Source organism: Burkholderia sp. Tr-862, from assembly GCF_011753085.1.
Taxonomy (GTDB): Bacteria; Pseudomonadota; Gammaproteobacteria; order Burkholderiales; family Burkholderiaceae; genus Burkholderia; species Burkholderia ambifaria.
The window spans coordinates 23,860-49,770 of sequence record NZ_VWWG01000009.1 but is presented as its reverse complement, the minus strand read 5'-3'; the positions used below and the strand labels follow the sequence as shown (position 1 = coordinate 49,770).

At 61.2% G+C, this 25,911-nt stretch carries 23 protein-coding genes; 7 read left to right on the top strand and 16 right to left on the bottom strand.

Annotated features, from left to right (window positions below; all coding sequences use genetic code 11):
- Positions 1-632: 632 nt before the first annotated feature.
- From F3J14_RS05370 to F3J14_RS05345, 6 genes are all read right to left on the bottom strand, one after another.
- Positions 633-887, bottom strand: coding sequence for an antitoxin Xre/MbcA/ParS toxin-binding domain-containing protein (locus tag F3J14_RS05370; protein ID WP_166722114.1), 255 nt, complete (start codon positions 885-887; stop codon positions 633-635).
- A gap of 131 nt (positions 888-1,018) precedes the next feature.
- Positions 1,019-1,987, bottom strand: a complete 969-nt coding sequence (locus F3J14_RS05365) for a TniQ family protein (protein WP_166722113.1) — start codon at positions 1,985-1,987, stop codon at positions 1,019-1,021.
- Entirely contained in the window at positions 1,984-2,892 is a 909-nt protein-coding gene (locus F3J14_RS05360; RefSeq protein WP_166722112.1) for a TniB family NTP-binding protein, read from the bottom strand. Before F3J14_RS05360 ends, F3J14_RS05365 begins: the two co-directional genes overlap by 4 nt.
- Before the next feature lie 10 nt (positions 2,893-2,902).
- Positions 2,903-4,852, bottom strand: coding sequence for a Mu transposase C-terminal domain-containing protein (locus F3J14_RS05355; RefSeq protein ID WP_166722111.1), 1,950 nt, complete (start codon positions 4,850-4,852; stop codon positions 2,903-2,905).
- Positions 4,833-5,525 (bottom strand): hypothetical protein, encoded by a 693-nt coding sequence (locus tag F3J14_RS35550; protein WP_247682133.1) that lies wholly within the window; start codon positions 5,523-5,525, stop codon positions 4,833-4,835. Before F3J14_RS35550 ends, F3J14_RS05355 begins: the two co-directional genes overlap by 20 nt.
- 228 nt (positions 5,526-5,753) lie before the next feature.
- Entirely contained in the window at positions 5,754-6,110 is a 357-nt protein-coding gene (locus F3J14_RS05345) for a helix-turn-helix transcriptional regulator (RefSeq protein ID WP_166722110.1), read from the bottom strand.
- Positions 6,111-7,211: 1,101 nt separating this feature from the next.
- Here F3J14_RS05345 and F3J14_RS05340 point away from each other — a divergent pair.
- Complete coding sequence (locus F3J14_RS05340; protein WP_081087900.1) at positions 7,212-8,222, top strand: ATP-binding protein; 1,011 nt, start codon at positions 7,212-7,214, stop codon at positions 8,220-8,222.
- Positions 8,223-8,273: 51 nt separating this feature from the next.
- Positions 8,274-10,817: a S8 family peptidase gene (locus F3J14_RS05335; RefSeq protein ID WP_166722109.1), complete on the top strand. Its 2,544-nt coding sequence runs from the start codon at positions 8,274-8,276 to the stop codon at positions 10,815-10,817.
- Between the two features lie 267 nt (positions 10,818-11,084).
- Here the strand turns inward: F3J14_RS05335 and F3J14_RS05330 are convergent, their stop codons facing one another.
- Entirely contained in the window at positions 11,085-11,951 is an 867-nt protein-coding gene (locus tag F3J14_RS05330; RefSeq protein ID WP_166722108.1) for a hypothetical protein, read from the bottom strand.
- Entirely contained in the window at positions 11,948-13,672 is a 1,725-nt protein-coding gene (locus tag F3J14_RS05325) for an AAA family ATPase (RefSeq protein ID WP_166722107.1), read from the bottom strand. The genes F3J14_RS05330 and F3J14_RS05325 overlap by 4 nt, the downstream gene beginning before the upstream one ends.
- Before the next feature lie 478 nt (positions 13,673-14,150).
- Here F3J14_RS05325 and F3J14_RS05320 point away from each other — a divergent pair, with 478 nt between their 5' ends.
- Together F3J14_RS05320 and F3J14_RS05315 are read left to right on the top strand one after the other, a co-directional pair.
- Positions 14,151-14,768 carry a LysE family translocator gene (locus F3J14_RS05320; protein ID WP_166722106.1) on the top strand — a complete coding sequence of 206 codons (618 nt, stop codon included), beginning with the start codon at positions 14,151-14,153 and terminating at the stop codon, positions 14,766-14,768.
- A 107-nt stretch (positions 14,769-14,875) separates the two neighbouring features.
- The gene (locus F3J14_RS05315) at positions 14,876-15,124 is read left to right on the top strand and encodes a hypothetical protein (protein WP_006749284.1); all 249 of its coding nucleotides are present in this window, start codon (positions 14,876-14,878) and stop codon (positions 15,122-15,124) included.
- A 123-nt stretch (positions 15,125-15,247) separates the two neighbouring features.
- Here the strand turns inward: F3J14_RS05315 and F3J14_RS05310 are convergent, their stop codons facing one another.
- The 7 genes from F3J14_RS05310 to pobA all read right to left on the bottom strand — a co-directional run bounded on the left by F3J14_RS05310 (position 15,248) and on the right by pobA (position 22,227).
- Positions 15,248-16,606: an MFS transporter gene (locus tag F3J14_RS05310; protein WP_166722105.1), complete on the bottom strand. Its 1,359-nt coding sequence runs from the start codon at positions 16,604-16,606 to the stop codon at positions 15,248-15,250.
- Between the two features lie 208 nt (positions 16,607-16,814).
- Positions 16,815-17,201, bottom strand: a complete 387-nt coding sequence (pcaC, locus tag F3J14_RS05305) for a 4-carboxymuconolactone decarboxylase (RefSeq protein ID WP_006749282.1) — start codon at positions 17,199-17,201, stop codon at positions 16,815-16,817.
- Positions 17,202-17,211: 10 nt separating this feature from the next.
- Positions 17,212-17,997 (bottom strand): 3-oxoadipate enol-lactonase, encoded by a 786-nt coding sequence (pcaD, locus tag F3J14_RS05300; RefSeq protein ID WP_012365078.1) that lies wholly within the window; start codon positions 17,995-17,997, stop codon positions 17,212-17,214.
- Positions 17,997-19,370: a 3-carboxy-cis,cis-muconate cycloisomerase gene (locus tag F3J14_RS05295; RefSeq protein ID WP_166722104.1), complete on the bottom strand. Its 1,374-nt coding sequence runs from the start codon at positions 19,368-19,370 to the stop codon at positions 17,997-17,999. Before F3J14_RS05295 ends, pcaD begins: the two co-directional genes overlap by 1 nt.
- A gap of 88 nt (positions 19,371-19,458) precedes the next feature.
- Positions 19,459-20,115 (bottom strand): CoA transferase subunit B, encoded by a 657-nt coding sequence (locus F3J14_RS05290; RefSeq protein ID WP_012365076.1) that lies wholly within the window; start codon positions 20,113-20,115, stop codon positions 19,459-19,461.
- A 19-nt stretch (positions 20,116-20,134) separates the two neighbouring features.
- Positions 20,135-20,851: a 3-oxoacid CoA-transferase subunit A gene (locus F3J14_RS05285; protein ID WP_006756646.1), complete on the bottom strand. Its 717-nt coding sequence runs from the start codon at positions 20,849-20,851 to the stop codon at positions 20,135-20,137.
- Between the two features lie 143 nt (positions 20,852-20,994).
- A complete protein-coding gene (gene pobA / locus F3J14_RS05280; protein ID WP_166722103.1) occupies positions 20,995-22,227 on the bottom strand; it encodes a 4-hydroxybenzoate 3-monooxygenase in 1,233 nt (410 codons plus the stop codon).
- Between the two features lie 216 nt (positions 22,228-22,443).
- Here pobA and F3J14_RS05275 point away from each other — a divergent pair, with 216 nt between their 5' ends.
- From F3J14_RS05275 to F3J14_RS05265, 3 genes are all read left to right on the top strand, one after another.
- A complete protein-coding gene (locus tag F3J14_RS05275; RefSeq protein ID WP_166722102.1) occupies positions 22,444-23,370 on the top strand; it encodes a LysR family transcriptional regulator in 927 nt (308 codons plus the stop codon).
- A 101-nt stretch (positions 23,371-23,471) separates the two neighbouring features.
- Positions 23,472-24,101: a GTP cyclohydrolase I FolE gene (folE, locus tag F3J14_RS05270; RefSeq protein ID WP_166722101.1), complete on the top strand. Its 630-nt coding sequence runs from the start codon at positions 23,472-23,474 to the stop codon at positions 24,099-24,101.
- A complete protein-coding gene (locus tag F3J14_RS05265) occupies positions 24,101-24,904 on the top strand; it encodes an SDR family oxidoreductase (protein WP_166722100.1) in 804 nt (267 codons plus the stop codon). The genes folE and F3J14_RS05265 overlap by 1 nt, the downstream gene beginning before the upstream one ends.
- Before the next feature lie 32 nt (positions 24,905-24,936).
- Here the strand turns inward: F3J14_RS05265 and epsC are convergent, their stop codons facing one another.
- Positions 24,937-25,857 (bottom strand): serine O-acetyltransferase EpsC, encoded by a 921-nt coding sequence (epsC, locus tag F3J14_RS05260; protein WP_166722099.1) that lies wholly within the window; start codon positions 25,855-25,857, stop codon positions 24,937-24,939.
- Between the last annotated feature and the right edge of the window lie 54 nt (positions 25,858-25,911).

The following is a 25,911-nucleotide window of genomic DNA, read 5'->3' as shown; positions in this document are numbered from 1 at the left end:
GGTCCAGATAGCCCGCGTTCTCAGTTTCCTCTAGTGCAGATGCCGCGGGTTCAATGCGAGAAAAATCGAAACCACATCGGCATCGCGCCATATTGGGGCGCGTCATCATGATCGGTTTCTCGCACTGCGGACAGACATCAAGCAATTGGACAGCATGCACGGGACATGCCGTCATCCAGGTAAGCCGATGTGCTGCAAGCATGATGCCGCTGTCTAGAAGGCAGAGCGGACAAATCCGCTCGCGCTCTCGAACAAGCAAGTGCCGTGCCTCAATCACGCGATGCCCCACCGCGTAACTGAAGGCAGCCCCTCGTGCTCGCCCACCGACTTCGACCGGACACATCGATCCCATGGTCGATTGCCCGATCCGGCAAACACGAGACAATTCCGCAATCTCAGCGGAAACTAACGGACCGAACGAGACGCAACCGGCGTCGCGCAGCAACGCCCCAACGCTTCTCAGACCGTTGGCATCCACTAGGCGCATGAGCACCGACGACAACGACTCGTCAGGATAGGGTTCGACGCGAAGCGCAAGCGGTAGCCGTAACATCGCATTCGTCGGTCTGACGGAACACGACATCCAACTTCGATTTTCCATATCGAACTCCAGATCGATGCAGTGCTCGTTCCTAGCGGTAGGCGCCTGTCTGCATGCTCAGCAGCGTCTGGATCACCAGTTCCTCTCCGTCGGCGGTATCGAGGTACGTGACCGGCTTCTTCCACCCGAGTGACGGGACCTCTTCGTGTAACCACGTACACAACCACTTTTTCGCATCAAATCCCTCAGGCTCGCCTGACTCGTTGACCATGCCTGACTCGTTGACCATTTTCTGCACAAGATTCACAAGCCTGTTCCAAACCGGTTCAGGCACGTGCTCGACCATACATTCGGATCGCCATGTGCCGCAACGACACGTTTTCATGATGTTCACCTCATCCAGATTCGAGGTCCTACGCCGGGACCCGTGGCGATCCGATTCGAATCGGATCGCCACGGTTCATTGAGAACACTGCGTCACACGGCCTGCACCACCGGACTGCCTATTGCGTCGACCAATGCGCGATGAAGGAATGCGAACGGTGGCTCCGGCACCTCCGTGAACAAACGCAAGGAAATGTGCTCAACGCTTCGGACCGAGCTCAGGATCGAACCCGACCGAGGTCGGTATTGCCGTTCCGAGTTGACCAGTTCCGCGAATCCCCGAGGCCAGTCCAACATGATCCGTCCGATTTTTTGCATGCGTGGCGTCAGTTCGGAAATGGCCTTCGAGCGCAGCCCCTTGTCTGTCGACCCACTCGTTGCACCACTGACGCGGTACAGAAACGAAAGCACACGCAGCAACTCCCCAAGGTCAAGCGCAGCGAAATCGGGAGGGACGCCTGGCGGACAATCCCGCACATCATGCTCAAAGCTCATACGCCAGCGTCGATCGATGAGCCGAGTGATCATCAGGTCGTCCGGCTTCGCGGGTTGACACGCGGCCGACCCGAGATCCGTCCCACACTGACAACGCGCCAGGCCCGGCCGCATGGACGACACATCACGTCGACAGCTCGGACAGCGATCGAGTAGTTGGACGCCGTGGACAGCGCAGCACGTCGCGAACACGTAAGCATTCACGCCCAGCACATGTTGGTGCTCAGCGATACACACTGGGCATATGCGCTCGTTGGCGCCGACAAGGATTGCATCGGGTTCAACCCAGTGACCGTACAAGCTGAGCTTCGCGTGCTTCACCCCGTTACAGTCCATCGCGCCTACGCTCAGCGGTGTCATCGCCCGGACCAGTTTCGGGGAAAGCCGGCAAACATGGGCAAGCGCATCGACCTCCGAGACGAAGCGCGGGCGCGCGGCCACCATGCCCGCGCGGCGCAGTACCATTCCTGGGCCACTCAGCCCGTTAACCTCCGCAACTCGATGTAGCAGCGACGAGAGCGCCTCTCCACGATGCGGCGCGACGCTGAGAAGAAGAGGCATCGTCATTGCACGTCTCCCGCAAACGGCTCACCCGGTTGGTCGAGCGGCACACCATTGAACTTCGCATCGAAGGGATTGCGCGACGGGGGCGCATCCTTCCAGATATGAACGCGGAACGCTGCGGCGAAATCATGTAGTGCGACGGCTTTCGCACCGCGTCGTTCGGCGATCTGGTAGGCGCCGTTCAACAGCTTGCACATGTAATCCACCAAGCCTGCAGTCGCGTAGTACAGCTTCATCGCAACACGCTTGTCAGCAATGTCCGTCATCGGCAGGGGCATATCCTTGGCAAGCGCCTGCATCACACCATTAAACGTGTGAGCACCCTCCTGGGTGTTCACATCGAACCGACGAATCTCCGTCACGCGCGAGAAACGGCGTCTCAACTGTCCGTTGACCCGCAGCACACCCAGCAGCGACGGGAGCCCGGCGAGCACAACAGCGGCGGGGAGCCGGTCCAGCAGCACCTTCAACCAGTTCGCGACCTGTCTCAGCGAACGACGATCGCCCTCGACAAAGTGCTGAAACTCGTCGAGCATGATGATCTCGACACCACAACCGTGTACCAGCTTGACAATCTGTTCCGTGAGGCGCGCACTCGACTGACCGGCTTGCGGAATCTCGCCCAAGGCAATCAAGATCGCTTCTGCAAGAGACCGAACGGTTGGCACAGCAGGCACGATGACGTACAAAACCGGCGCATGCCGACGCAGCAGCTCTTCGCGCACGGGGAACTTGGCGCGATAGCATTCGAGCACGGTCGATTTTCCGGCGCCAGACTCTCCGATCGTTGCCAGGCAACCGGCCTCGCCGGATTCCCGCAGCCACTGGTGGACGTCCTCGATGCTCTTGAGCGCAGCAACGAAATCGGGATGTTCGACGATGCTTTTGCGGACATTAAATCGTTTCATGATTATCTCCTCACCGTTCGATACGCTTCGTAACTGAAAATTCAGGAACACTATCGAATCTGACGACCGTTGGATCCACTTGATCGAACTGGGTGGAATCGTCCACGGCGTTCCCGCCAGCGGCTCCCAACAAAAGATCCTTGCTCGACTTCCCCTTGATCTGCGCAACCCATTTACGCTTCTTGAGTTTCTGATCAAGCTCCGCCTTGGCAATGTCGTCCGCGAGACGAATACGTGCTTTCCGAAGCGAGACAGGGTTGACGTCGATGCTACTGTCTCGCATGGCGCCAGTGACTTCGTTGTGCATCCATCTGGTCAAATCCTTCGTGTAATCCGGATCGGTACAATCAACGCGAAGGTATTCCTTCTGGCGTAGGTCATAGACGTAGACAAAGCCGGTCTGATCATTGAAATACCGAACCCTGACTTTTTCATCGTCGGGGATGCTGTGACGGAGCAACTGCAGTGCACTGGAGTTGTATGAAAGGTGATCAAACGTCACGCCACTGTTTGTAATCGGGCGCATGATGGTGTCCGAAAACGCGATAGATAGCTGATCCGGATCGGCCGGCATATAGATGGGTGTCAGCCGTGCACTCTCCTGCCAGACCTGGGCTGGCGTCTTGCGCTTCAGGCCGCGATGTGGCGCGTGCTGGTAACACTCCACAATCCAGCGCACGACAAACACCGTCAGCTCTTCGAGAGAGACGCACGCAAGCTTCTCGGACGGGTAGTCTCCACGGTCCTTGGTGTTCGATCGGGTCGTCCCGGGAATCAAGTGAAAGAGCTGTTCCGCTATCGTGCGCATGAACCGTTCGATGCGGCCTTTGAACCATGGCGCACGCCTCGGGCAGTACACGAGTGAAATCCCCAACTCGTCACAGCCTGCTCGCATGGCGGACCCGTGGAATTCCCACGCGTTGTCCCCGACGACCATCTCTGCCACACCTCGCGCCAGCCATTCAAGGTGCCCCAGACCCAATCGATTCAACAAATCGCGCTTGCTGAGCATGGCCATTCTCATTGCCCATCCGACTTCCTCCTGGCCAGGCGAGCGCGCCCCAATATGAAAGCCCATCACCATGCGGGTGTGCGCGTCAATGATGAGCGTCAGAACCGGACGGACAATGACCATACGGGTGCGCTCACAGACACACATCAAGTTCACCGGCGTGTGGTCAATCTCCCACCGTTCGTTGAGTCGCTTTGTTTTGAGCCGGCGAAACACCGGCCGATACCGCTTCAGTGCTTCGGTGCGGCCCTCCCGGGCCGCGGTGACGAGATAGCCATTCAGTTTCTCGACATGGCGATAAAGCGTCGCCTTACTAATTATTGGAAGCGGATTTTCCGGATCACGTTCGTTATGAACGTCAATGGCCTCCTCTACACGATCGTACAATCTCGCGACGTTGAGTTTCTGGTCATTGAGGTAGTGCGTCTCGATGACATCTTCCACCAGCGTGAGCAGTGGACCGTCAATGATCTCGCGTCGCCCCTTGTTTTCATGGCGAGGCACCACGTCCATCACATCACGTGAATGTCGGTAGCGCTTGCGCCAGCGACAGAACGTCCGATAGTCCGGCGGCATCGATGCGCCAACCTCACACGCCACCCGTTTGATGACGGTTTCGACCTCGTGAACGCGCGAGCACTTCGCCTCCTCGACGGCTCTCAGGTATACGAGCCTCGCGCGCATCACGACAATATCCTTCTCTTCGAATGTTGAAACATCGCGCCGGGCAACGACGATCGGCGACGCACCCGTCTCGAGCAGCGATTCGATACTGACGGACCATTGGCCATTACCATGCCGTGCCCAGATTTCAGTTTCGTGCAGGCGTATTGGCGAGCCGTAGTCTGAGCTGAGCTCGATACGACCATCGGGCAGCGCACTCTGGACACGCCAGACGTACTCGCCCTCACGGAACTCGACGCCACGCTTAATCAAAAATTTTTGCATGACGCACCTCCGAAGGAGCGACGTAAATGGCTGCGTCGGAGGTCAGCGGCACATCGAGATCGATACCCGCGGCGCCATTGGCGATCCATGTCAACGCGACATCGCGCGTACGGGCCAGATGCACGAGGTTTCGGAAGGTTTTCGGACGCTTCTTTTCAACAAGCCACTGTGCTTCCCGAATCCGTTCGGGCGCCATTCGCCCCCGCCACGGCCGCAAGAGCCGCAGCGTCTCGTGGCGCGTGCCGCAGATGTAGGTGCGTTCATCCCAAATGAAGAGGGCATGTCCATGCTGCGCGAGGACGGCTCTCGCACGCGCCATGCGGGCCCGCACCGAAGGTTTCTGTAAATCCTGTGCAGGCTTGGCTTCGACGAAGACAGTCGAGCCGTCGCGACGCACAATTTCGTAGTCGGGCGTGTATCGAAAAGTCTGGCCGCTCTCGCGGAGAAGAAATGTTCTATCTTGAGCACTGCGAAAGCGCAGTACCTCCGGGCTGAACTCGAGCAGGAGGGTCGACGCCTCTTCGGCCAACGAGTACCAGGGCATCGAGCAAGCGTTTTTGATGGAAGGCGTGAAACCTCTAAAATTCCCGCCACTGCGGGTATCGTGGGAAGGCATGGTGATGTCTCCTGCGCCCTTTTTGGGCGCGTGGATGTCGGGGGCGCCGGTCCACATGGACGAGCGCCGGCCGCGTGGATGTCATTTCCACGCAACGAGGAGACGAGTTGGGCTTGACGCGGACGAGAGGAGGGCTATACTGGGACTTACCAGATCGCCAGTGCCCCCGGCTCGGCCGGGTCGAAGAAATCAATCCGTCCTCGATGGGTTGGTTTTTTCTTTTTTGTCGAATAGGCAGCACTCCTAATCCATTAGGTTGATGGGAAAAGACATCTTTGAGGAACGTTACCGGTCGAGCCTCATCACCAGTTCATCAAGCAAGGTGACTTCGTCACCGCTCAGACGCGTCGACACTCGCACCAAGCGATTGATCAGACGCAACGTATCCGAGTGCAGGTCGTCAGGTAGTCGCAGTTTCTTTTGTGAATCCCGGGCCGCCTCGAGCAATGAAGCGACATCTGCTTCGCCCATGCTCAGTGCCGCGGCAATGCGCTCGATTTGCTCGACTGACGGCGGTGGCTTCACTCCGCGCTCAAGCTTCCACACGTACTGGATCGCGACCCCGAGTTGCTTGGCCAGATTCGTCTGACTGAGGCCGGCGCGCTTTCGGTAATTCACCAGTGCCTTCGAGAACGGGGTCATTGCTTCTCACATGGACGTTTCCTGTCTCTCAATTTATGTCGTGACCCAGCCGGCCGGCAAGGGAATTTTTCTTTTTCTGCCTAACAACGCAGGCAGAAGAAGTCTCATGTGAATAGAAAAATAGTGGGGCTTGTTATGGGAACGCAGAAAATTAGAAGAAAATAATTTCCCTTTTTGTACAAGTGCCGACTCGCACTTTTCCCGAGTAGGCTCAATTCATTCGTCAAACTTCTGAATAGCGTACGCAGAGAAATCGACAAAAATTGATCTATAGGTGTTCAAACGACGCACAAGTTATCGGCGACCGATGAGCAGCGGTCGGCAGCCAACAGGCACCTGTTGTGTGAAAGTTACACTTTCAGGACAACTGCGAGCTGGATCGCGAAGAGGCGTGGCTAGCCATGTATGTGGTGCATATCACGACAAGAGGATTTGTGCGGTGATAACGTGTACTCGCCGCAAGACGGCCGCGCTGAACACCCCACCTTACTTTGGAAGTCGTTGAGACGATCAACAACACTGTTCCGCGCGATCCGCTCGCGCTCTCTCGAAAGCATGGTGCCGACCTCCGATTTCGAGCGACACAGAGTGGCATCCACCTTCAAAGGCTCGGCGAGTTCTCGAATGTGCGTCTGTTACATAAGCCTCTCTAGTGCCTCCAAGATCAACTCACATGCCGCACGATGCTCGACAGAGCGCGCCGCGAAGTTACGAAACCGCTCCTCACGCGTTTGGGACGCGCCTCGGCCTGAAGTGTCCTGGTCCAGCTCGCTTTGGTCTACCCGCACATATCCGTGCGCACGAAGGAGTTGCAAATGGGCACCGTGTGGCCGACCGGCCAACACAGATAGCGTGCGCCCAACGCCTGAAGTCGATGCTTGCCGACGAAATGGCCGGGTACGGGATTTGAGGCCGTCAATGTTAGATCGAGCTATAATGTCTTGTTTACATGGGGAAATGAGAGCTAGTCATAGCGGCGAACGGCGATGTGCGGAACTTGGGCTGTGTGCCCGCAGTGTCCGACTGCACGGTGCTAATGTCTCTATACAAGATCTCACGGCTCGCAACTTACAGCTTGGCTACTGACGAACGGAGGGGAACATGTCGACTAAGCAAGTTCTCGCACTCCTGAGTTCGCATATTGATGGGGACGAAGATCAGGTCCTCTCAATCGCATTGCAGATCGCGGCCCAGGAGGCCCGCCAAGGCCGACCCGAGGACGCAGATAAGCTCAAGCGCCTCGTCCAAAAAGCTCGGGATCAGCGCCGGACGAGCCAGCCTGCTGGTGGCCAAACACCGATACCTTTGGCGCGACCCAGAGGCGAACTACAGGGCCTGGTCGAGAGCGTCTATCCGAAAACCACTTTATCGAGCATGGTGCTGTCAGGCGATGTCGCCAAACGACTCACGCGAGTTGTCCGCGAGCAACAGGAGCGTGCTACCTTACTCGAGTACGGCCAGATACCGCTGACTCACATGTTGCTCGTCGGTCCGCCTGGCACAGGTAAGACAATGACTGCCTCAGCCTTGGCGGGTGAACTGCGCTTGCCGCTCTTCACAGTGCGTCTTGAAGCTCTGTTCAGCCGCTTCTTCGGTGAAACGGCCAGCAAGCTGCGATTGCTTTTCGACCAGATCGCTCAGACACGCGGGGTCTATCTGCTGGACGAATTCGATGCGATCGGAGCGCGCAGGGGTGATCCGAATGATGTGGGAGAAATCCGCCGCGTGCTGAATTCTGTTTTGGCATTCATGGAAGAACCCAATTCCACCAACAGCCTTGTGTTGGCGGCAACGAATCATGTAGAAATACTGGATGAGGCGCTGGCTCGTCGCTTCGATGAAGTGATCGAATACACGTTGCCAGATTCAGCTTCTGCTCGCGAAATCGTCGAGCGTCGCCTTGGGAAGTTCAAGCCGACCTCTAAAACTTGGACTACGCTTTCAAACTCGCTTGAGGGCCTCAGCCAAGGCGAGTTGGTCCGCGCTGCCGACGCTGTAGTGAAACATGCAATTCTCGAAGGTGCCTCGAAGGTGTCGCCCGACTCACTTCGCGAAGCGCTTGAGAATCGTAAAGCGCTGAAAGGGAAATTTAGACGCCGGTCCGACCATTAGACATGGGTCTGAGACCAGTTCAATCGAACGCAAAAGAAAAAGTGGGAACATATGGCGGCTCCCGACAACTTCGATGCAAGAAATCGGCCTCATATCGCAATTGACGCCTTCCGCGAAAGAGCGGACTACATCTTTCCAACGCGCAACCTAGAACGCAAGCCGCGCCGCGATGACTATGCAGCACACGCGGCAATGCTGCTGAGCCAGCTTAGTGTCGCACTCGGAGAAATTCCAAAGGCCGAAGCAGATCCCCGTCTTTCCATTCAGGGACTGAAGCCGGGGACGATCGTCGAGGTTACCACGGCCGAACCGCCCGCCGGCTCCCGCACCAAGGCGATCAAAGTCCCTGCCACGTTGGAGTTTCCCTCTCAAGAGATCGTCGTCCTTCGCTCTCAACGAAACGACAACCGCACCGAAAGCGCTTTGCTGTTCGTTCCCGACGATGCCCGAACTTTCCTAGCAAAGCGGATCACCGACTACGGCAAAGATCCCGGTAATCAACGGCGCCCCGATGTCGAGCGTTTTGAGGTTGTGGAACGAGTCCAAGCGATCGAAACCCGCGCGCTCTTCACAGGCGACACGGATCTCTCGGCAACTGAAATCGCATGGTGGGAAATCTGGGTCCGCCAGTCGGCCACCATGGCAAATCGCTTGATCAGCGCTGCACGCAACGCGCACATCGACGTACATGATGACCGCCTCGTTTTCCCGGACACAACGGTTCTCTTCTTTCATACTTCTGCAGCTGCGCTCTCTGCTTTCGCAATACGAGTACCAGGTGCGATAACGGAAATTCGTCGCGCAGTTGGGACCATCGAGCCGTTTCTTGCTCGAGAAGCGACGGGAATTGGTCAGCACGATTGGACCGAGAATTTAGCGAAGCGAGTATCTGCCCCTAGGCAGGACTCGCCCGTGGTTTGCACACTCGACACCGGCATCGCCGCCGCACACCCTCTTATTGCGCCAGGCCTCCGTGGTGCCTGGGCATACGATGCGGCCTGGGGCATCGACGATCACCATCCTGGCGGCGGCCATGGAACACCCCTAGCGGGACTCGTCTTGTATGGCGACCTTGACCCACTAATGAATGATGCACGCCCGGTGATACTGACCCACGGCACGGAGTCAATGAAGCTGCTTCCACCTCGCGGGTTTCCGCCGACTAAACCACCGAGCTATGGTGTCGTTTCTCAAGGTGCAGTCAGCGCCGTCGAAGCGGAACGACCGAACGTCCTACGAAGCTTCTGCATTGCGACGTCCGCGACCGACTTTCCACCGAACCGGCCGTCGACGTGGAGCGGCGCGATCGATCAGATTGCATCTGGGGCCATGCCGGTAGAAGCAAATGAAGACGGCCCAGCGGCTAGACGCCCGAAGCGGTTACTTGTGGTGGCGACCGGAAATGTCTGGGGAGGAATGACAGCAGACGTTCTTCCATCCCAGCCACTGGAAGACCCCTCGCAGAGCTGGAATGCCCTGACTGTCGGTGGTTTCACACGCAAGGAGCACGTGCCGTCGCCTCCACCCGTGTTGCAGCCAGTGGTACCGGCCAACCATCGCAGCCCCTTCAGTCGCGGCTCCCGCTCTCTCCCCGATGAACTCACACCTATCAAGCCCGAGGTCCTTTTCGAAGCCGGCAATATGGTGTCCGATACCACCGGATTTTGCGGATGGGCACCTACGGTATCGTTACTTTCAACGGGTTCTGACGTGCTAAACGAGCCACTGGTGCCTTTTTGGGCAACCAGTGCCGCCGCAGGTATGGCGGGCAACTTTGCCGGCCGCTTGCAAGCAGCTCGACCTGACCTTTGGCCCGAGACGCATCGGGCACTTACTGTGGATTCCGCGCGTTGGCCGGAACCCATTCGCAAAAAATTTATCGGCCGCGGTGCGCACTGGAAAACAGGCACCAAAGCCGAAAAGCAACTGCATCTTCGCGAATTCGGTTACGGCGTTCCGGACATCGAACGCGCTATCCTCTCGGCACAAAATGACGCGACCTTGATCGCCCAAGCCGAAATTCAGCCTTTTACGACTGGAGCGGACGGTAAGACTGGCGTTTTCCACGAGATGCACTTCTACGATCTGCCCTGGCCGTCTGCAGCGTTGGAGCTCCTCGAAAACGAGGTAGTCACGATGAAAGTCACGCTGTCGTACTTCATCGAACCGAACCTGACCGGTAAAGCAGCCACGCGCCCTGACACATACCGCTCCTACGGTCTTCGATTCGATATGAAGAAACGAGGCGAATCAGATACGCACTTTCGCAACCGGATTACGGCCATCCAAATGAAGGATGGCGCCGAAAGCGATGACGAAACGAGCTATTGGCTGCTAGGACCTAAAGCAATTCAGGCAGGCTCCCTGCACTGCGATCTTTGGCGCGGGCGAGCAATTGAACTAGCCGGTCACGACGCCATCGCCATCTATCCCGTAGGTGGCTGGTGGAAGTCACACATCGGACAGAAGCGCATCACCGATAAGGCACGCTACGCCCTCGTAATCTCGATCTCTGCGTCAGGGCACAATGTTGACCTCTACTCGGAGATCGAGACGTTGGTCGACGCGAAACAAATCCAAGTACCGCTTGGCTGAAATTCCGCGCCAACTCGAAGTGAGCCAGCGTAGCGGTGCTGTCTTGAGCCGCGCAGGGCTGCCCTTGCCAATTCATCAGCGTGACACGCGCTTCGACTGACTACGTCAATTTTTGTATCATGCTTCCGATAAGTGCTCCGATCAGTCTCGACGCGAATTTCTTCTGCAGGGTTACATACACTGCACCTTCGACGCAGAGTCTGGAGAGCGAAGAGCGATCGGTCGAATGCTGTCCGCTGCCCCTGTCGTTGAGCCCCAAATCCTCTTTCAGACGAGCGAACCGCCGGCCGGGCGATTCGGTGCCGTTAGGCGAACGAACAGCCACTGCATGACGTCATTGTCCAAGAGTCCACAGACGAAAACTGAATCCCAGTTGTTCTTTCCGTCGTGAATCTCGTCCGTCAGCTCGAGGTCCTTCAGCAAAACACGCTGAAGATCGTCTTCGCTTTGAGGTGGCTCTGTTAGGGCGCGAATCACCCGCTCCGGCTTCTGGCAAAGATGTTCCCACCTGTGAACGAGATACTTCAAGATGGCCGTCTTGGAAACAATCTCTTGAACATGAAATCCCACCGCGCCGTATTGAGGGTGCGCACGGTCCATCAGGATTTTCAGGCTCACGCGCGGTACACGCCCGAGGTCCTCGAATCGCGCCGCGATGAGCCGATCACCAAGGCAATCATCAAAATAGGGGTGCAGGATACGCTCGCCAGGTCCGATACCAACAGTCCTTTGTCCGCGGTTGATATTGCATTTGCACGCCGGAACCAAATTGAACGAGAAGACGGCAAAGGCGGTGTAAACCTCCTTCGGAAGTACGTGATCCAGCGTTCCTCGATGCATCGAACCGCACATCGGGCAAATGCGATCCTCATCGTCTTGGCGTAAAGCGGTGATATATGAAAGGTCTCCCGGAGGACTCGCGTAGTGAGCCTTCAAATACCCCTTGACCTCCTCCGGAAGTGCAATATTAGCGATTTTGTGCGCATCGCCAAGTGCCGCGCGATATTGTACGTAGCCGGCTGTAATTTGAGGTGCAATCGCCTGCAAATGCGGAAAGCTCTTCACACGTGCATTGTTCGATAACCGCTGAAGAGCACCCGCATCGTCAATTTGTGGTTGCGGTAGCTTATTCATCTCGCCCCCCCTGACTCGAGAGCAATGCGCAACGACCCAAGCATCTCAGGTGACAGTTGGTCTTTGTAGTCCGCGTATAACTTGTCCCAAGTCTGATAGCGTGCGAGCAAGCGACTCTCTACTTCTGATGCCAGTTGGGACGGCCCATCCTCGCCGAAGACGAAGTATGAAATGGAACCGACGTCCGCACCGAAAGTCTGGAGACGCAGCGGCTCACTGAACACATATCCTTCACTGTCCGCTCTAAGTACGGTCACCTGTTCGCGAAATACTTCCCGCACGAAATATGCAGAATGTGTCGCGATTACAGCTGCAGATCCGGTCTGGGTCAGCACCGAGTTGAGCAACGCGACAAACTGACTTACGAAATTTGGGTGAAGATGCGTTTCCGGCTCGTCAAGCAACAACAGCGAGCCATTCTCGATATACAGACTGGTTTGCGCCGCAAATCGCAAGAACGAAATTTCCCCACTGCTCAATGGGTAGTTTTGCCCGTTAACGCACCTGACTGGCTCTCTGTTTCCGTCTATCGACAAGTACAAATCGAGCAAATCATCACCTAATTTCTGATGTTCGGCTGCTACGCTTAGGTCGCCTGCCGCGTCATCAACGTCGCCCACCCTAAGTTCCGACAGGGGAACTGGCGCCTGCTCCTTTTGGGTTTTTAGGAGAACAATCTGCTCCCATTCGGATATGGCCTGAATGGCCGTCAGAAAAATCTTCCACCGAGGAAAGTTCCCTATGTACCCATCCGAACGAGCGACTTGAAGCACTATGTCAGCGACACCACTAGCGCGACGCGTCCGCCCGCCCCGGTTGAGCGCAAAGCGCTTATACCAGACGCTTGCGGTCTTCCTGCGCTCTGCGGGAAAGACTGATGCTGACTCACTGCTCGGTGCGAAAGCCAGAAGCCGATTCATCAGTACACGCCCCCGAGTGCTTGCTTCTCGCAACGATGAAGCATCACCGCTCAATGCAGCTCTCGCAATATTTCCGAGAGCTTGACTCTTGCCGACTCCATTCTTACCTATGACCACCGCGATGCGTTTTGGAAGCTCGTGTTTGTGTTCGAATCGAAACTCCAGTCGATGTCGATTCTTCCGCCCGTCAAGTTGAAAGCTAACCTCAATGTCGTTAGACATTTCTCCAAATCGTTCGGACTCCAACCCTCTCAAAATAGGACCGGCATTCTTGTATGCAAAAAATGCCTCAGATGTTCTCGTAAATGACCGCTGGAAAACTCTGCTCTCTGAGGCAAGCCTTGGAATATCGGAGCGTGGGTTCAATTCTCCAAGAGCAACCACGTCATTGATAGACATTAAAAGCATCTGCGTGGTGTCGACCCCAATTACACGTACAACTCGCCGATAGTCCGCGAGGGAGGGCAACATCGTATAGAAGCGGCCTGATAACTTTCCCGCATCTACGAGACCGGCTTCTCCTCCGCTTCTCAGCTCCCGCTCGAGACGCCCAACGTCACTTCGTTCGTCTGGATTGGACGTGACGTAAGCAAAGAATCCACTGATGGACATCAACTCTAAAGCCCCCACAAGCTTTACATGGATGTCTACGTCGACGCGAAATTCTGAGTCTTTGTACTTCTCTTGACTTGGGACAATAAGAACAGTCCATGGCAGCAGCGAGTCTAGCGAGGAATCAGAGAGGGCGAATGCTACCCGGAATCTTGGATCGAACGTTTCGCTGCTTTTTTTCGTTGTCATCGTTGAATGTTCACAAAGGCCTTGTCGCGGGTTAGCTGACTATCATCAGACTGGCACGTTGCCATTTTAGAAGCATCGGCCGCCTCACCGCATAGCAACCACACGACGCCGCTCTCATCACCCCATAATCCCCTTGTCCATAGCCATCGCTCGTCATTTCCATCACTCTCGACGCACCTCTTCCATTTCGACGAAGTGATAGATTTCCAATTTCATTGAATTTCAGAATAAAAATATCGAAAAACACAATAAATTTGCAAATACGCCGAAGTTTCGCAACCGATGTGAATTTTTATTCAAAGACAACTTATTGAGACTGCGGACATCTTTTCTGAGAGACAACAATAAGGGCGACCAGCGCCGAGCACGCCTCCCCTCCCCGTACCGGCATCCGTCAACAAAACTGTACCGGTACTGTACCGAAAACCGTCGCTACACTGACTCCATCCCTGTCTCGAACACGAATGGAGAATCCGCGATGGAATTCCTCACCCTGAGCGCGTTGCCCGCCGGCATGCTGTTCGCGCTCGTCACGTCGATCACGCCCGGCCCCAACAACACGATGCTGCTCGCCTCCGGCGTCAACTTCGGTTTCCGCCGCACGATGCCGCACCTGTTCGGCATCAGCATCGGCGTCGCGATCCTGATGCTGTGCGTCGGCTTCGGTCTCGGCGAAGCGTTCCGCCGCTTTCCGGTCCTGTACACGATCCTCGAAATCGCGAGCGTCGCCTACCTGCTGTACCTCGCATGGCGGATCGGCACGTCCGGCGAAGTGAAGGCGCAAGGCGCCAAGCCGCGCCCGATGACGCTCCTCGAAGCCGCCGCGTTCCAGTGGGTCAATCCGAAGGCGTGGATGATGGTGCTGACCGCCGCGACGACGATCCGCCTGTCCGCCGACTACGGGATGAACGCCGCGTGGATGGCCGTCGTGTTCATCCTGATCGGCTTTCCGTGCATCTGCCTGTGGGCCGCGTTCGGCCTCGGCCTGCGCCGCTTCCTGTCGAACCGCCGCGCGTTGCGCATCTTCAACGTGACGATGGCCGTGCTGCTGATCCTGTCGCTGTATCCGCTCATCGCACATCTGCTGCCGCAGTAAGCGCGCACCAGCGCACCCGTTGAGCTTCACTTCATGCAGGCGTACCCTTTCGGTACGGGCGCGTGCAACCGCTTCGGCGGTTGCGCCGCAACTGCATGGAGATTGCCGTGAAGCCAATGCTGAAAGCCGGCGAGCACATCGAGGGCATGCACTGGATTGCCGAGTACCATCCGCTGACGCACGAGATCCGCGTGCTGCGCGAAGACATCGAGATCGGCATCTACTGCGCGCCGCCGACGATGTTCGGTGAAGAGGAAGACATGGGCGCCGCGAACCTCGCCGATCATCGCAGCCGGGAAGCCGCGCTACGCGCGTATCTGCGCAACTTCGTCAAGGAACACGACGCGGAGGAGTAACGGCGCCGCGGCCGTGAAATCAACGGGCCGCTGACGCGGCCCGGTCTGCTGTTACGCGTCGGCCGTCTTCCGACCCACCGCAACACACGCGGAGCCGGCGCATCGCCCCGGCCCCGATTGCGCTCAATGCCCGAGCGACTCGATCTTGCCGCCCGGCTGCGCGACGCCATGCGGCCGCGCCATCTGCTTGATCAGCAACGCGAGGCATGCGAGCAGGCCAGCGACCGCGATCGTCCCGAACACGCCTGCGAACGAAAAGTGCCGGCGCGTCAGCTCCGCAACGAGGAACGATCCGGCGATCCCGCCGAAGCGGCCGACACCCAGCATCCACGCCACACCCGTGCCGCGCCCTTCGGTCGGGTAGAACGCGGCGGCGAGCGCCGGCATCGACGATTGCGCGGTGTTCATCAGCACGCCGGCGATGAACACGACCAGCACGAGCAGCCCCACATTCCCCGCCGCCTGCCCGATCGCATACACGCTGATCGCGGTCAGCGCATAGCACACGGCGATCACACGGTTCGCGTTGAAACGGTCCATCAGCACGCCGCACAGCACCGCGCCGACACCGCCGAGCGGGAACAGCGCGGAGATCAGGGTCGCGCTCTTCGGCGTGAGGCCGGCGTCCTTCAGCAGGATCGGCATCCAGTTGATCGACGCGTAGAAGATCACGAGGCCCATGAAGTACGCGATCCACAGCATCACCGAACCGACGATGTACGAGCGCGACAGCACGACGCCGAGCCCCTTGCTGCCCGTCTGCGGCGCGGTTTCGGTCATCACGAACGAGCTGGCGTTCAGCGCATCGCGCGAAATCCGCGCGAGCGTCGTGCGGATCCGGTCGACGCTCTGGCCGTGCGCGACCATGAAGCGCACCGATTCCGGCATCTTCAGCAGCAACAGCACACCGAGCAGCAGCGGCGTCACGCCGCCGAGCATCAGCACGCTGCGCCAGCCGAAATGCGGAATCATCCACGCGGCGAGAAAGCCGCCGAACGCCGCGCCGAGCGGGAAGCCGCAGAACATCAGGTTGATCACGGTCGCGCGACGCTTGTCCGGGCAGAACTCGCCCATCATGGTGACCGCGTTCGGCATCGCGGCGCCGAGCCCGACGCCGGTGATGAAACGCAGGATCGTCAGGTGCCCGATGGTCGTGGAGAACGCGGACACGAGGCACGCGACGCCGAACAGGAATACCGAGCCGAGCAGCAGCGAGCGGCGCCCGAGACGATCGGACAACGGGCCCGACACGAGCGCGCCGCAGGCGAGACCGAACAGCGCGGCGCTCAGCACGGGCGCGAGATCGGGTTTGGTGAGGTTCCATTCGCCGAGCAGCGACGGCGCGATGAAGCCGATCGCGGCCGTATCGAAGCCGTCGAGCAGCACGATCACGAAACACATCAGGAATACGAGCCACTGAAAGCCGCCGAACGGCTGCTCGTTGATGAAGGTCTGGACATCGACCACGGGTGTGCGATTCATCGCTAGTCTCCTTGTCGGCCGAAACTGGCGCTTGAGCGCTTGCTTCGGTCCCATCCAACATTGATATATGCAACAAGCGCGGCCTCGTGGCCGCGCCTTGCCTTCGTTCACGCACCGATTCGCCGCCGGCGCGTTCGTCGATCGTCACGGCTCGCCAGCATCGGCAGGCCGTGCGATCGGATCACTGCCGGCGCTCAGCCGGCCTCGCCTAGGCGGCCCCATCCTGTTCCTTGAAGATCTTGTCCGCGAGATGGAACGCGGAGTTCGCGGCCGGCACGCCGCAGTAGATCGCGGTCTGCAGCAGCACTTCCTTGATCTCGTCGCGCGTCACGCCGTTGTTGCGCGCGGCGCGCAGATGCAGCGCGAGTTCCTCGCCGCGGTTCAGCGCGACCATCATCGCGATGGTCAGCAGGCTGCGCGTATGGCGCGGCAGGCCGTCGCGCGTCCAGATCTCACCCCACGCATAGCGCGTGATCAGGTTCTGGAATTCGTCGGTCACCTCGGTGCGGTTCTCGATCGAACGGTCGACGTGCGCGTCGCCGAGCACCGCGCGGCGCACCTTCATCCCTGCTTCATAACGTTGCTGGTCGTCCATCGTCGGTGCCTCACGCGGTCAGGAAGTCGAGCAGCGCGCGGTTGAAACCGTCGGTGCACTCGATGTTCGAAATGTGCGCGGCGTCGAATTCGACGTGGCGCGCGCCGGGAATCGCGGCAGCCAGCGCACGGCCCTGGTCGGGCGGCGTCGACATGTCCTTCGCACCGGTCACGACGAGCACCGGCAGCGCGATGCCCTTCACTTCCTCGCGCAAGTCGGCCGCGTTCAGCGCGTCGCAGTTCGCCGCGTAACCGTCCTTGTCGGTATGCACGAAGGTGTCGCGAATCGCGTCGAACAGGCGCGGCTCGCGATCGACGAACGCGTCGGTGAACCAGCGCGGCAGCACGGCGTCGGCGAGCGCGGCCATCCCTTCGGCACGCGCCTTCTGCGCACGCGGCGCCCACACTTCCGGCGAACCGATCTTCGCGGCGGTGTTCGCCAGCACGGCACGCACGATGCGCGACGGGAAGCGCGCGGCGAGCGCGGCGCCGGTCAGGCCGCCCATCGAGATCCCGCAGAAGTGCGCGCGATCGATGCCGACGTGGTCGAGCAGGCCGATCACGTCGCCCGCGAGCTGGTCGACCGTGTACGAGCCAGCCGGTGCATCGGAATGGCCGTGGCCGCGCGTGTCGTAGCGCAGGATGTTGAAGTGCTGCGTGAGCGGGCGAATCTGCGGCGCCCACATCTGCAGGTCGGCGCCGAGCGAGTTCGAGAAAACGAGCCACGGCGCGTCGTCGCGCGCGGCACGGTCGATCCGGTAATGCAGTTTCACGCCGTTGACAGTGGCGAAGGGCATCAATGTTCTCCTGGTTGTTTCGCACCCGCGTGCAGCGCGAGCACGGCGTCGACGTAGGCCTGCGCCTCGCCGACGTAATGTGCGGGATCGAGCAGCCGCGCGAGCGCGTCGCGCGACAGGTGGGCCGATACGGTCGCATCGGCGGCGAGCACGTCGAACAGCGTCGCGCCGGTGCGCACGGCCTCCTTCGACGCATGCTCGACGACATGGTGCGCATCGAGCCGGCCGATCCGGTCGCCGAGCGCGAGCATCACGGCTTCGCCGAGGATCAGCCCGTGCGTCAGGTCGAGGTTCGCGGCGAGGCGTTCGGTGTTCACGTCGAGGCCCGCGACGATCTGCGCGATCTGCGCGAGCGCGCCGCCGGTCAGGCGCGCGAGGTCGGGCAGCGCGTCCCATTCGGCCTGCCAGCCGCCGAGCGCGCGCTCGTGCTCCTGGACCATCCCCGCGAACACGGTCGCGACGAGGTTCGGCGCGCGCACAGCAGCCGTCAGCACGGCCGCGCAACCGACCGGGTTGCGCTTGTGCGGCATCGTCGACGATCCGCCCTTGCCGGCGGCCGCCGGTTCGCCGAGCTCGCCGACTTCGGTCTGCATCTGCAGCGACACGTCACGCGCAATCTTGCCGAGCGTGCCGGTCAGCATCCCGAAGCATGACGCGGCTTCCGCGATGCGGTCGCGCTGCGTATGCCACGGCACGGCCGGCACCGCGAGCTTCAGGTCGGCCGCGAGCGCGGCGCTCACGCCGGCCGCATGCTCGCGCAGGCTCGCGAGCGTGCCGGCCGCGCCGCCGAACTGCAGCACCAGCGCGCGCGCGCGCAGTTCGGCGAAACGCGCGCGATGGCGCAGCAGTGCATCGAGCCATTGCGCGAATTTCAGGCCGAGCGTGATCGGCAGCGCCTGCTGCAGCCACGTGCGGCCGATCATCGGTGTCGCGCGATGCGTGCGCGCGAGCGTCGCGAGCGACGCGCACGCTTCGTCGAGCAGCGGCTCGAGCACGTCGAGCGTGTCGCGCAGCTGCAGCACGGTCGCGGTATCGATGATGTCCTGGCTCGTCGCGCCCCAGTGCACGAACTTCGCGGCCTCGGGGTCGTCGGCCTTCACTTGCGCGGTGAGCTGCTTGACGAGCGGAATCGCGAGATTGCCGCCGAGCGCCGCGCCGTGCGCGAGCGCGTCGGCGTCGAGCCGATCGGCGTCGCACGCGCGTTCGATGGGCGCGACCGCGGTGGCGGGAATCACCTGCTGCGCGGCGAGCGCGCGCGTGAGCGCGGCTTCGACGTCGAGCATCCGCTGGATCGTCGCGCGGGGCGACCAGATCCGGTTGAGCGGCTCGGTGCCGCAGATGAGGGAGGTCAGGCGGGCGCTGTCTTCGAGCATGGCATCAGAGTGGGGAAACGGCGTGCGCCTATTGTCTACCCAAGCGTGCCGGCGTGCGCTGGATCGCGCGCGCCGGCACGCTTGCCGTTCAGGCCGCGGCCTTACGCGTCGCGTCGATCAGCGGCACGCCGGTCAGCTTCTGCAGTTCGTCGAACGACAGGTCGGTGAAGATCTCGCTCACCGCCAGGCCGTCGGCCGTCACGTCGAGCACGGCGAGATCGGTATAGATGCGGCTCACGCACTGCACGCCAGTGACCGGATACGAGCATTGCGCGACGATCTTGCTCTCACCCTGTTTCGTCAGATGTTCCATCATCACGAACACCTGCTTCGCGCCGATCGCGAGGTCCATCGCGCCGCCGACGGCCGGAATCGCATCGGGCGCGCCGGTATGCCAGTTCGCGAGGTCGCCGTTCGCCGACACCTGGAACGCGCCGAGCACGCAGTAGTCGAGATGGCCGCCGCGCATCATCGCGAACGAATCCGAGTGGTGGAAATAGGCGCCGCCGGTGAGCAGCGTCACGTGCTGCTTGCCGGCGTTGATCAGCTCGTCGTCTTCCTCGCCGGGCGCGGGCGCCGGGCCCATGCCGAGCAGGCCATTCTCGCTGTGCAGGAAGATCTCCTTGCTCGGATCGAGGTGGTTCGCCACCAGCGTCGGCACGCCGATGCCGAGGTTCACGTAAGCGCCTTCGGGGATGTCCTGGGCGACGCGCTTGGCCATTTCATCGCGGGTCAGTCGTTTCATTTCGAGTTCCTCAGGGCAGTCAGGCGGCTTGGGATGCGGCACGTTCGGCAGCCAGCTCGGCCGCATGCGCGGCCTGCGGCACTTCGACGACACGCTGCACGAAAATACCCGGCGTCACGATGTGTTCCGGGTTCAGCCCGCCGAGCGGCACGACTTCCGACACCTGCACGATCGCGACCTTCGCGGCGCTCGCCATGATCGGCCCGAAGTTGCGCGCGGTCTTGCGATACACGAGGTTGCCCCAGCGGTCGCCCTTGTACGCCTTCACCAGCGCGAAATCAGCGTGGATCGGCGTCTCGAACACATACGACTTGCCGTCGATCACGCGCGTTTCCTTGCCTTCCGCGAGCTTCGTGCCGAAGCCCGTCGGCGTGAAGAAGCCGCCGATGCCGGCGCCGGCCGCGCGGATCCGCTCCGCGAGGTTACCCTGCGGCACGAGCTCGAGCTCGATCTCGCCCGCGCGGTACAACGCGTCGAACACCTGCGAGTCGCTCTGGCGCGGGAACGAGCAGATGATCTTGCGCACCCGCTTCGCCTTGAGCAGCGCCGCGAGGCCCGTCTCGCCATTGCCCGCGTTGTTGTTGACGATCGTCAGGCCGCGCGCGCCCTGCTCGATCAGCGCGTCGATCAGCTCGGACGGCATGCCTGCCGTGCCGAAGCCGCCGATCATGATGGTCGCGCCGTCGTGGACGTCCGCGACCGCCGATTGAAGCGATTCGAAAATCTTGTTGACCATGTCTCTTCCTGATACGAACCCGCGGCACGATGCGCGGCCTGTCGAGGGGACACGCGGTGTCGCGTGCCGCGCCGGAGGCCGTTGTCGACCTTCGGTATTTGTTCGCCATTCGAACCTAGATTCGATTAGCGAACGATGGCCGATCATAGAGTCGCGCACAGCGCGTTGTCAAGGCGGGATCCCTCGGGGGTCGGCTGGTCGTCGAACGGCAGGCCGACGTAGTTTTCGGCCAGCGACTGCGCGGCGGCCCGCGAGCGCGTCACATATTTCAGTTCGGCAAACTTCAGGCGATTGACGAACGGCGAGTCGTCCGGCGACGCATGCAGCATGTTCGTCATGAAGTAAGAGAAGTGCTCGGCGCGCCACACGCGTTCGAGACAGGTCGCCGAATAGCGCTCGAGCAACGTCGCGTCGCCGTCGCGGTAGCGGGCGCCGAGCGCACGGGACAGCGCGCGGACGTCGGCCACCGCGAGGTTCATCCCCTTCGCGCCGGTCGGGGGCACGATGTGCGCGGCGTCGCCGGCGAGGAACAGGCGGCCGTGCTGCATCGTCTCCGAGACGAAGCTGCGCATCGGCGTCACGCTCTTCTGCGTGATCCGGCCCTCGGTCGGCGTCCAGCCGGTGTCGTTCGAGAAGCGCGTGTGCAGTTCGTCCCAGATCCGCGCATCGGACCATTCGGCGAGGTTTTCGTCGGGCTTGCACTGCAGGTAGAGGCGCGTGACCGTCGGCGAGCGCATCGAGAACAACGCGAAGCCGTTCTCGTGATGCGCGTAGACGAGTTCGTCGAGCGACGGCGCCGCGTCCGCGAGGATGCCGAGCCATGCGAACGGATACACGCGCTCGAACGTGTTCAGCCGCTCAGCGGGAATCGTCTGGCGCGCGATGCCGTGGAAGCCGTCGCAGCCGGCGATGTAGTCGCAGTCGATGCGGTCCGCGCGGCCGTCCGCGTGCTTGAACGTGACGAATGGGTGCTCGCTCTCGACATCGTGCAGCGCGACGTCGGTGACTTCGAAGTGCATCGCGTGGCCATGCGCGTCGCCGGCCGCGATCAGGTCGCGCACGACTTCATGCTGGCTGTAGACAGTGATCGCGCGCCCGCCGGTGAGCGCGCTCAAATCGATGCGATGGCGCTGGCCGGAGAACAGCAGCTCGATGCCGTGATGCTCGAGCCCTTCGCGGCGCATCCGCTCGCCGAGGCCGGCTTCATTCAGCGTGTCGACGGTGCCCTGTTCCAGCACGCCGGCACGAATCCGGTTCTCGCAATATTCGCGCGAACGCGCTTCGACGAGGATGGCATCGACGCCTTGCAGGCGCAGCAGATGGGAAAGCAAAAGGCCGGACGGACCGGCGCCGATGATGGCGACCTGGGTGCGCATTGTTCGTCTCCTGTGTCGACCGGAGTTAGTGCTTCAGCACTTACTTCGGTCCCATGCCTTGTGCGGTCGGCCCGACTTGGCGCTTCAGCGCTTAGTCGGGACCCATGCAAGGCAAATTGGTTCGAGTAATTGAACACATTTGAGCGCTTTCCCGACTATGCAGCAACGCGATTCAGGAGATATGTTGTATACGCTTTCTAGATACTGGCCCCGGCGATGGACACGCTCGATCTGAACCTCATTCCTTACCTCGTCGCGCTCGACGACACGCGCAACGTCAGCCGCGCCGGCGACCTGCTCGGCGTGAGCCAGCCGCGCGTGAGCACGGCGCTCGGCCGGCTGCGCGCGTATTTCGGCGATCCGCTGTTCGTGCGCACGTCGCGCGGAATGGAGCCGACGCCGCGCGCGCTCACGTTGCTGCCGGCCGCGCGCGACGCGCTCGCGCAGATCGAGCGCGGCCTGGTCGCGCCGCACGACTTCGATCCGACGGCGAGCACGCATACGTTCTCGATCGCGCTGTCGGACGTCGGCGAGATCGTGTTCCTGCCGAAGCTACTGCAGGCATTCGCGTCGCGCGCGCCGCATGCGAACCTGCGCTCGGTCTCGCCCGCACACGACGAAGTCGGCCGCGGCCTCGAAGCCGGCTCGATCGATCTGGCGGTCGGCTACTTCCCCGATCTCGACGGCAACAACTTCTTCCAGCAGCGGCTGTTCACGCACCGGTTCGTCTGCCTGATGCGACGCGGCCATCCGTTCGAACAAGCGCCGCCGTTCACGGTCGAGCAGTTTCTCGGTTGCGGGCACGCGGTCGTGCGCGCCGAAGGACGTAGCCAGGAAGTGCTCGAGAAATACCTCGCGAAGCAGCGCATGCACCGGCGCGCGGTGCTCGAGACGCCGCACTTCATGAGCCTGCCGTTCATCCTCAGCCGCACCGACCTGATCGCGACGGTGCCGCACGCGATCGGCTATGCATACGCGGCCGAGCACGCGTTCATCGTGCCGGTCGAGCCGCCGCTGCCGCTGCCGCGCTTCGACCTGAAGCAACACTGGCATCGCAAGTTCCACAACGATCCGCGCACCGCGTGGCTGCGCGGAGTGGTCGCGTCGCTGTTCAACGACGAGCAGGACGAGTGGCCGAAGTGAAGCCGGGTGAGCGGCGGCCCGCACACACGAGCCGCGAAAGCATGAAACAATGGCCGGATATCCGCGCCGCCGCAGGCGGCCGCATTCGATGGAGCGACTAGATGGGTAAAAAATCCGCGCGGCCCGAGCCGGCCGCATCCCGCCCGAGCCGGAAAGAAGCCGAGGAAGCCGTTCGCGTGCTGCTGCGCTGGGCCGGCGACGATCCCGCCCGCGAAGGCCTGCACGACACGCCCGCACGCGTCGTGCGCGCGTACGAGGAGTTCTTCGCCGGCTATGCGCTGGAGCCGCGCGAGATCCTCGCGCGCACGTTCAGCGAAGTCGACGGCTACGACGAGATGATCGTGCTGAAGGACATCCGCTTCGAGAGCTACTGCGAACACCACATGGTGCCGATCATCGGCCGCGCGCACGTCGCGTATCTGCCGAACCATCGCGTCGTCGGCATCTCGAAGCTCGCGCGTCTGGTCGACGCATTCGCGAAGCGCCTGCAGATCCAGGAAAAAATGACCGTGCAGATCGCCGACACGCTGTTCGACGTGCTGCAGCCGAAAGGCGTCGGCGTGATCCTCGAAGCCGCGCACCAGTGCATCTCGACGCGCGGCATACACAAGCCGGGTGTCGAGATGGTCACGTCGCGCATGCTCGGCACGTTCCGCACCGACCCATCGACGCGGCGCGAATTCCTGTCGATCGTCGCGAATCCTTCTTCAGTCAACCTGACGAATACGTAATGCAGTCCACGAAGCAAGCGGCGAACGCGCCGGTCGTACTCGTGACCGGCGCCGCGCGCCGGGCCGGGCGCGCGTTCGCCGAGTATTTCGCCGCACACGGCTATCGCACCGCGGTCCACTACGACCGCTCAGCCGATGCCGCGCATGCGGCAGCCCGCACGATCGCCGAACGCGGGCACGACTCCGTCGCGCTGCAGGCCGACCTGTCGGATGCCGCGCAGATCACCGCGCTGATCGACCAGGTGTATGCGCGCTTCGGCCGCCTCGACGTGCTGGTCAACAACGCGTCGGTGTTCTGGCAGGACCATTTCCCGAGCTTCGACCTCGCGGCGTTCGACCAGGCGTGGGCCGTCAACTGCCGCGCGCCGATCCTGCTCACGCGCGCGTTCTACGAACGGGCCCGCGCGGCCGGCACGCAGGGTGTCGTCGTGAACGTGGTCGACCAGAAAATCAAGGAAAACTTCCACCGCGACCATTTCAGCTACACGGTCGCGAAGGCTGCGCTCGGCAACCTCACGCAGATGCTCGCGCTGTCGTCGTCGCCGGTGCTGCGCGTGAATGCGGTGTTCCCCGGGCTGATGCTGCCGAGCGACGACCAGACGCAAGCCGACTTCGAACACGCGAGCCGCGCATCGACGCCGCTCGCGCGCATCGCCGGCCCCGACGACGTCGCGAGCGCGATCCTGCTGCTGACGGGCAGCGCCTACAACGGCGTGGATTTCGTCGTCGACGCGGGGCAGAACCTGATTCGCGTCGACCAGGACGTGCTGTACAAGCATCGCTCGCCGGCCGGCAAGCACTGACCCCGGATGAGCGGCGCCGTTCGCGCGCCGCGTTACGGCTTCTCGGCGCTGCCGCCTTCGCGAACCTTGCCCTGTGCGACGCTCGTGCCGGGCGGCACGCTATGCGTGAGCCACACATTGCCGCCGATCACCGAGCCGCGCCCGATCGTCACGCGGCCGAGAATCGTCGCGCCCGCGTAGATCACCACGTCGTCCTCGACGATCGGATGGCGCGCATTACCCTTCACCAGCGTGCCTTCGCCATCGGCCGGGAAGCTCTTCGCGCCGAGCGTGACGGCCTGATACACGCGCACGCGCTCGCCGATGATCGCGGTTTCGCCGATCACGACACCGGTGCCGTGGTCGATGAAGAAGCTCGGGCCAATCTGCGCGCCCGGGTGAATGTCGATGCCGGTGGCCGAGTGCGCGATTTCATTGATGAATCGTGCGAGCAGCGGCACACCGAGTTGGTGCAAGGCATGCGCGAGCCGATGGTGCATCATCGCGAGCACGCCGGGATAGCACAGCAGGATCTCGGTGATGTGCTGCGCGGCCGGATCACCCGCATACGCGGCCTGGATGTCGCTGACCAGCAGCGCGCGAATCGACGGCAACCGCCGGCCGAACTCGCGCGCGATCTCGAACGCGCGTTCGTCGAGCTCGGCGAACGGCGTGTCCGCATGCTCGGGCAGGAACGGCAGCGCGCGGCGAACCTGCTCGGACAGGATCCGCAGCGTGCTTTCGAGCGTGTGGCCGACGTAGTAGTCGACGCTTTCGTCGGTCAGATCCGGCGCGCCGTAGTGCGTCGGAAACATCGACGCGCGCAGGCCGGTGACAATCTTGCAGATCGCGTCGCGCGACGGCAGCTCGCGGATGCCGCGCGGATGACGTGTGCGATGGAGTTCCTCGCGCGACTCGCGCAAGCCGGCGACGATTTCCTCGAGGCCCCACTGACGGACGGGTGATGTCGACATATGCCAATGCAGGCGGCCGCGCTCGATCGCACGGCCGCTAATAAAGTGACGGGT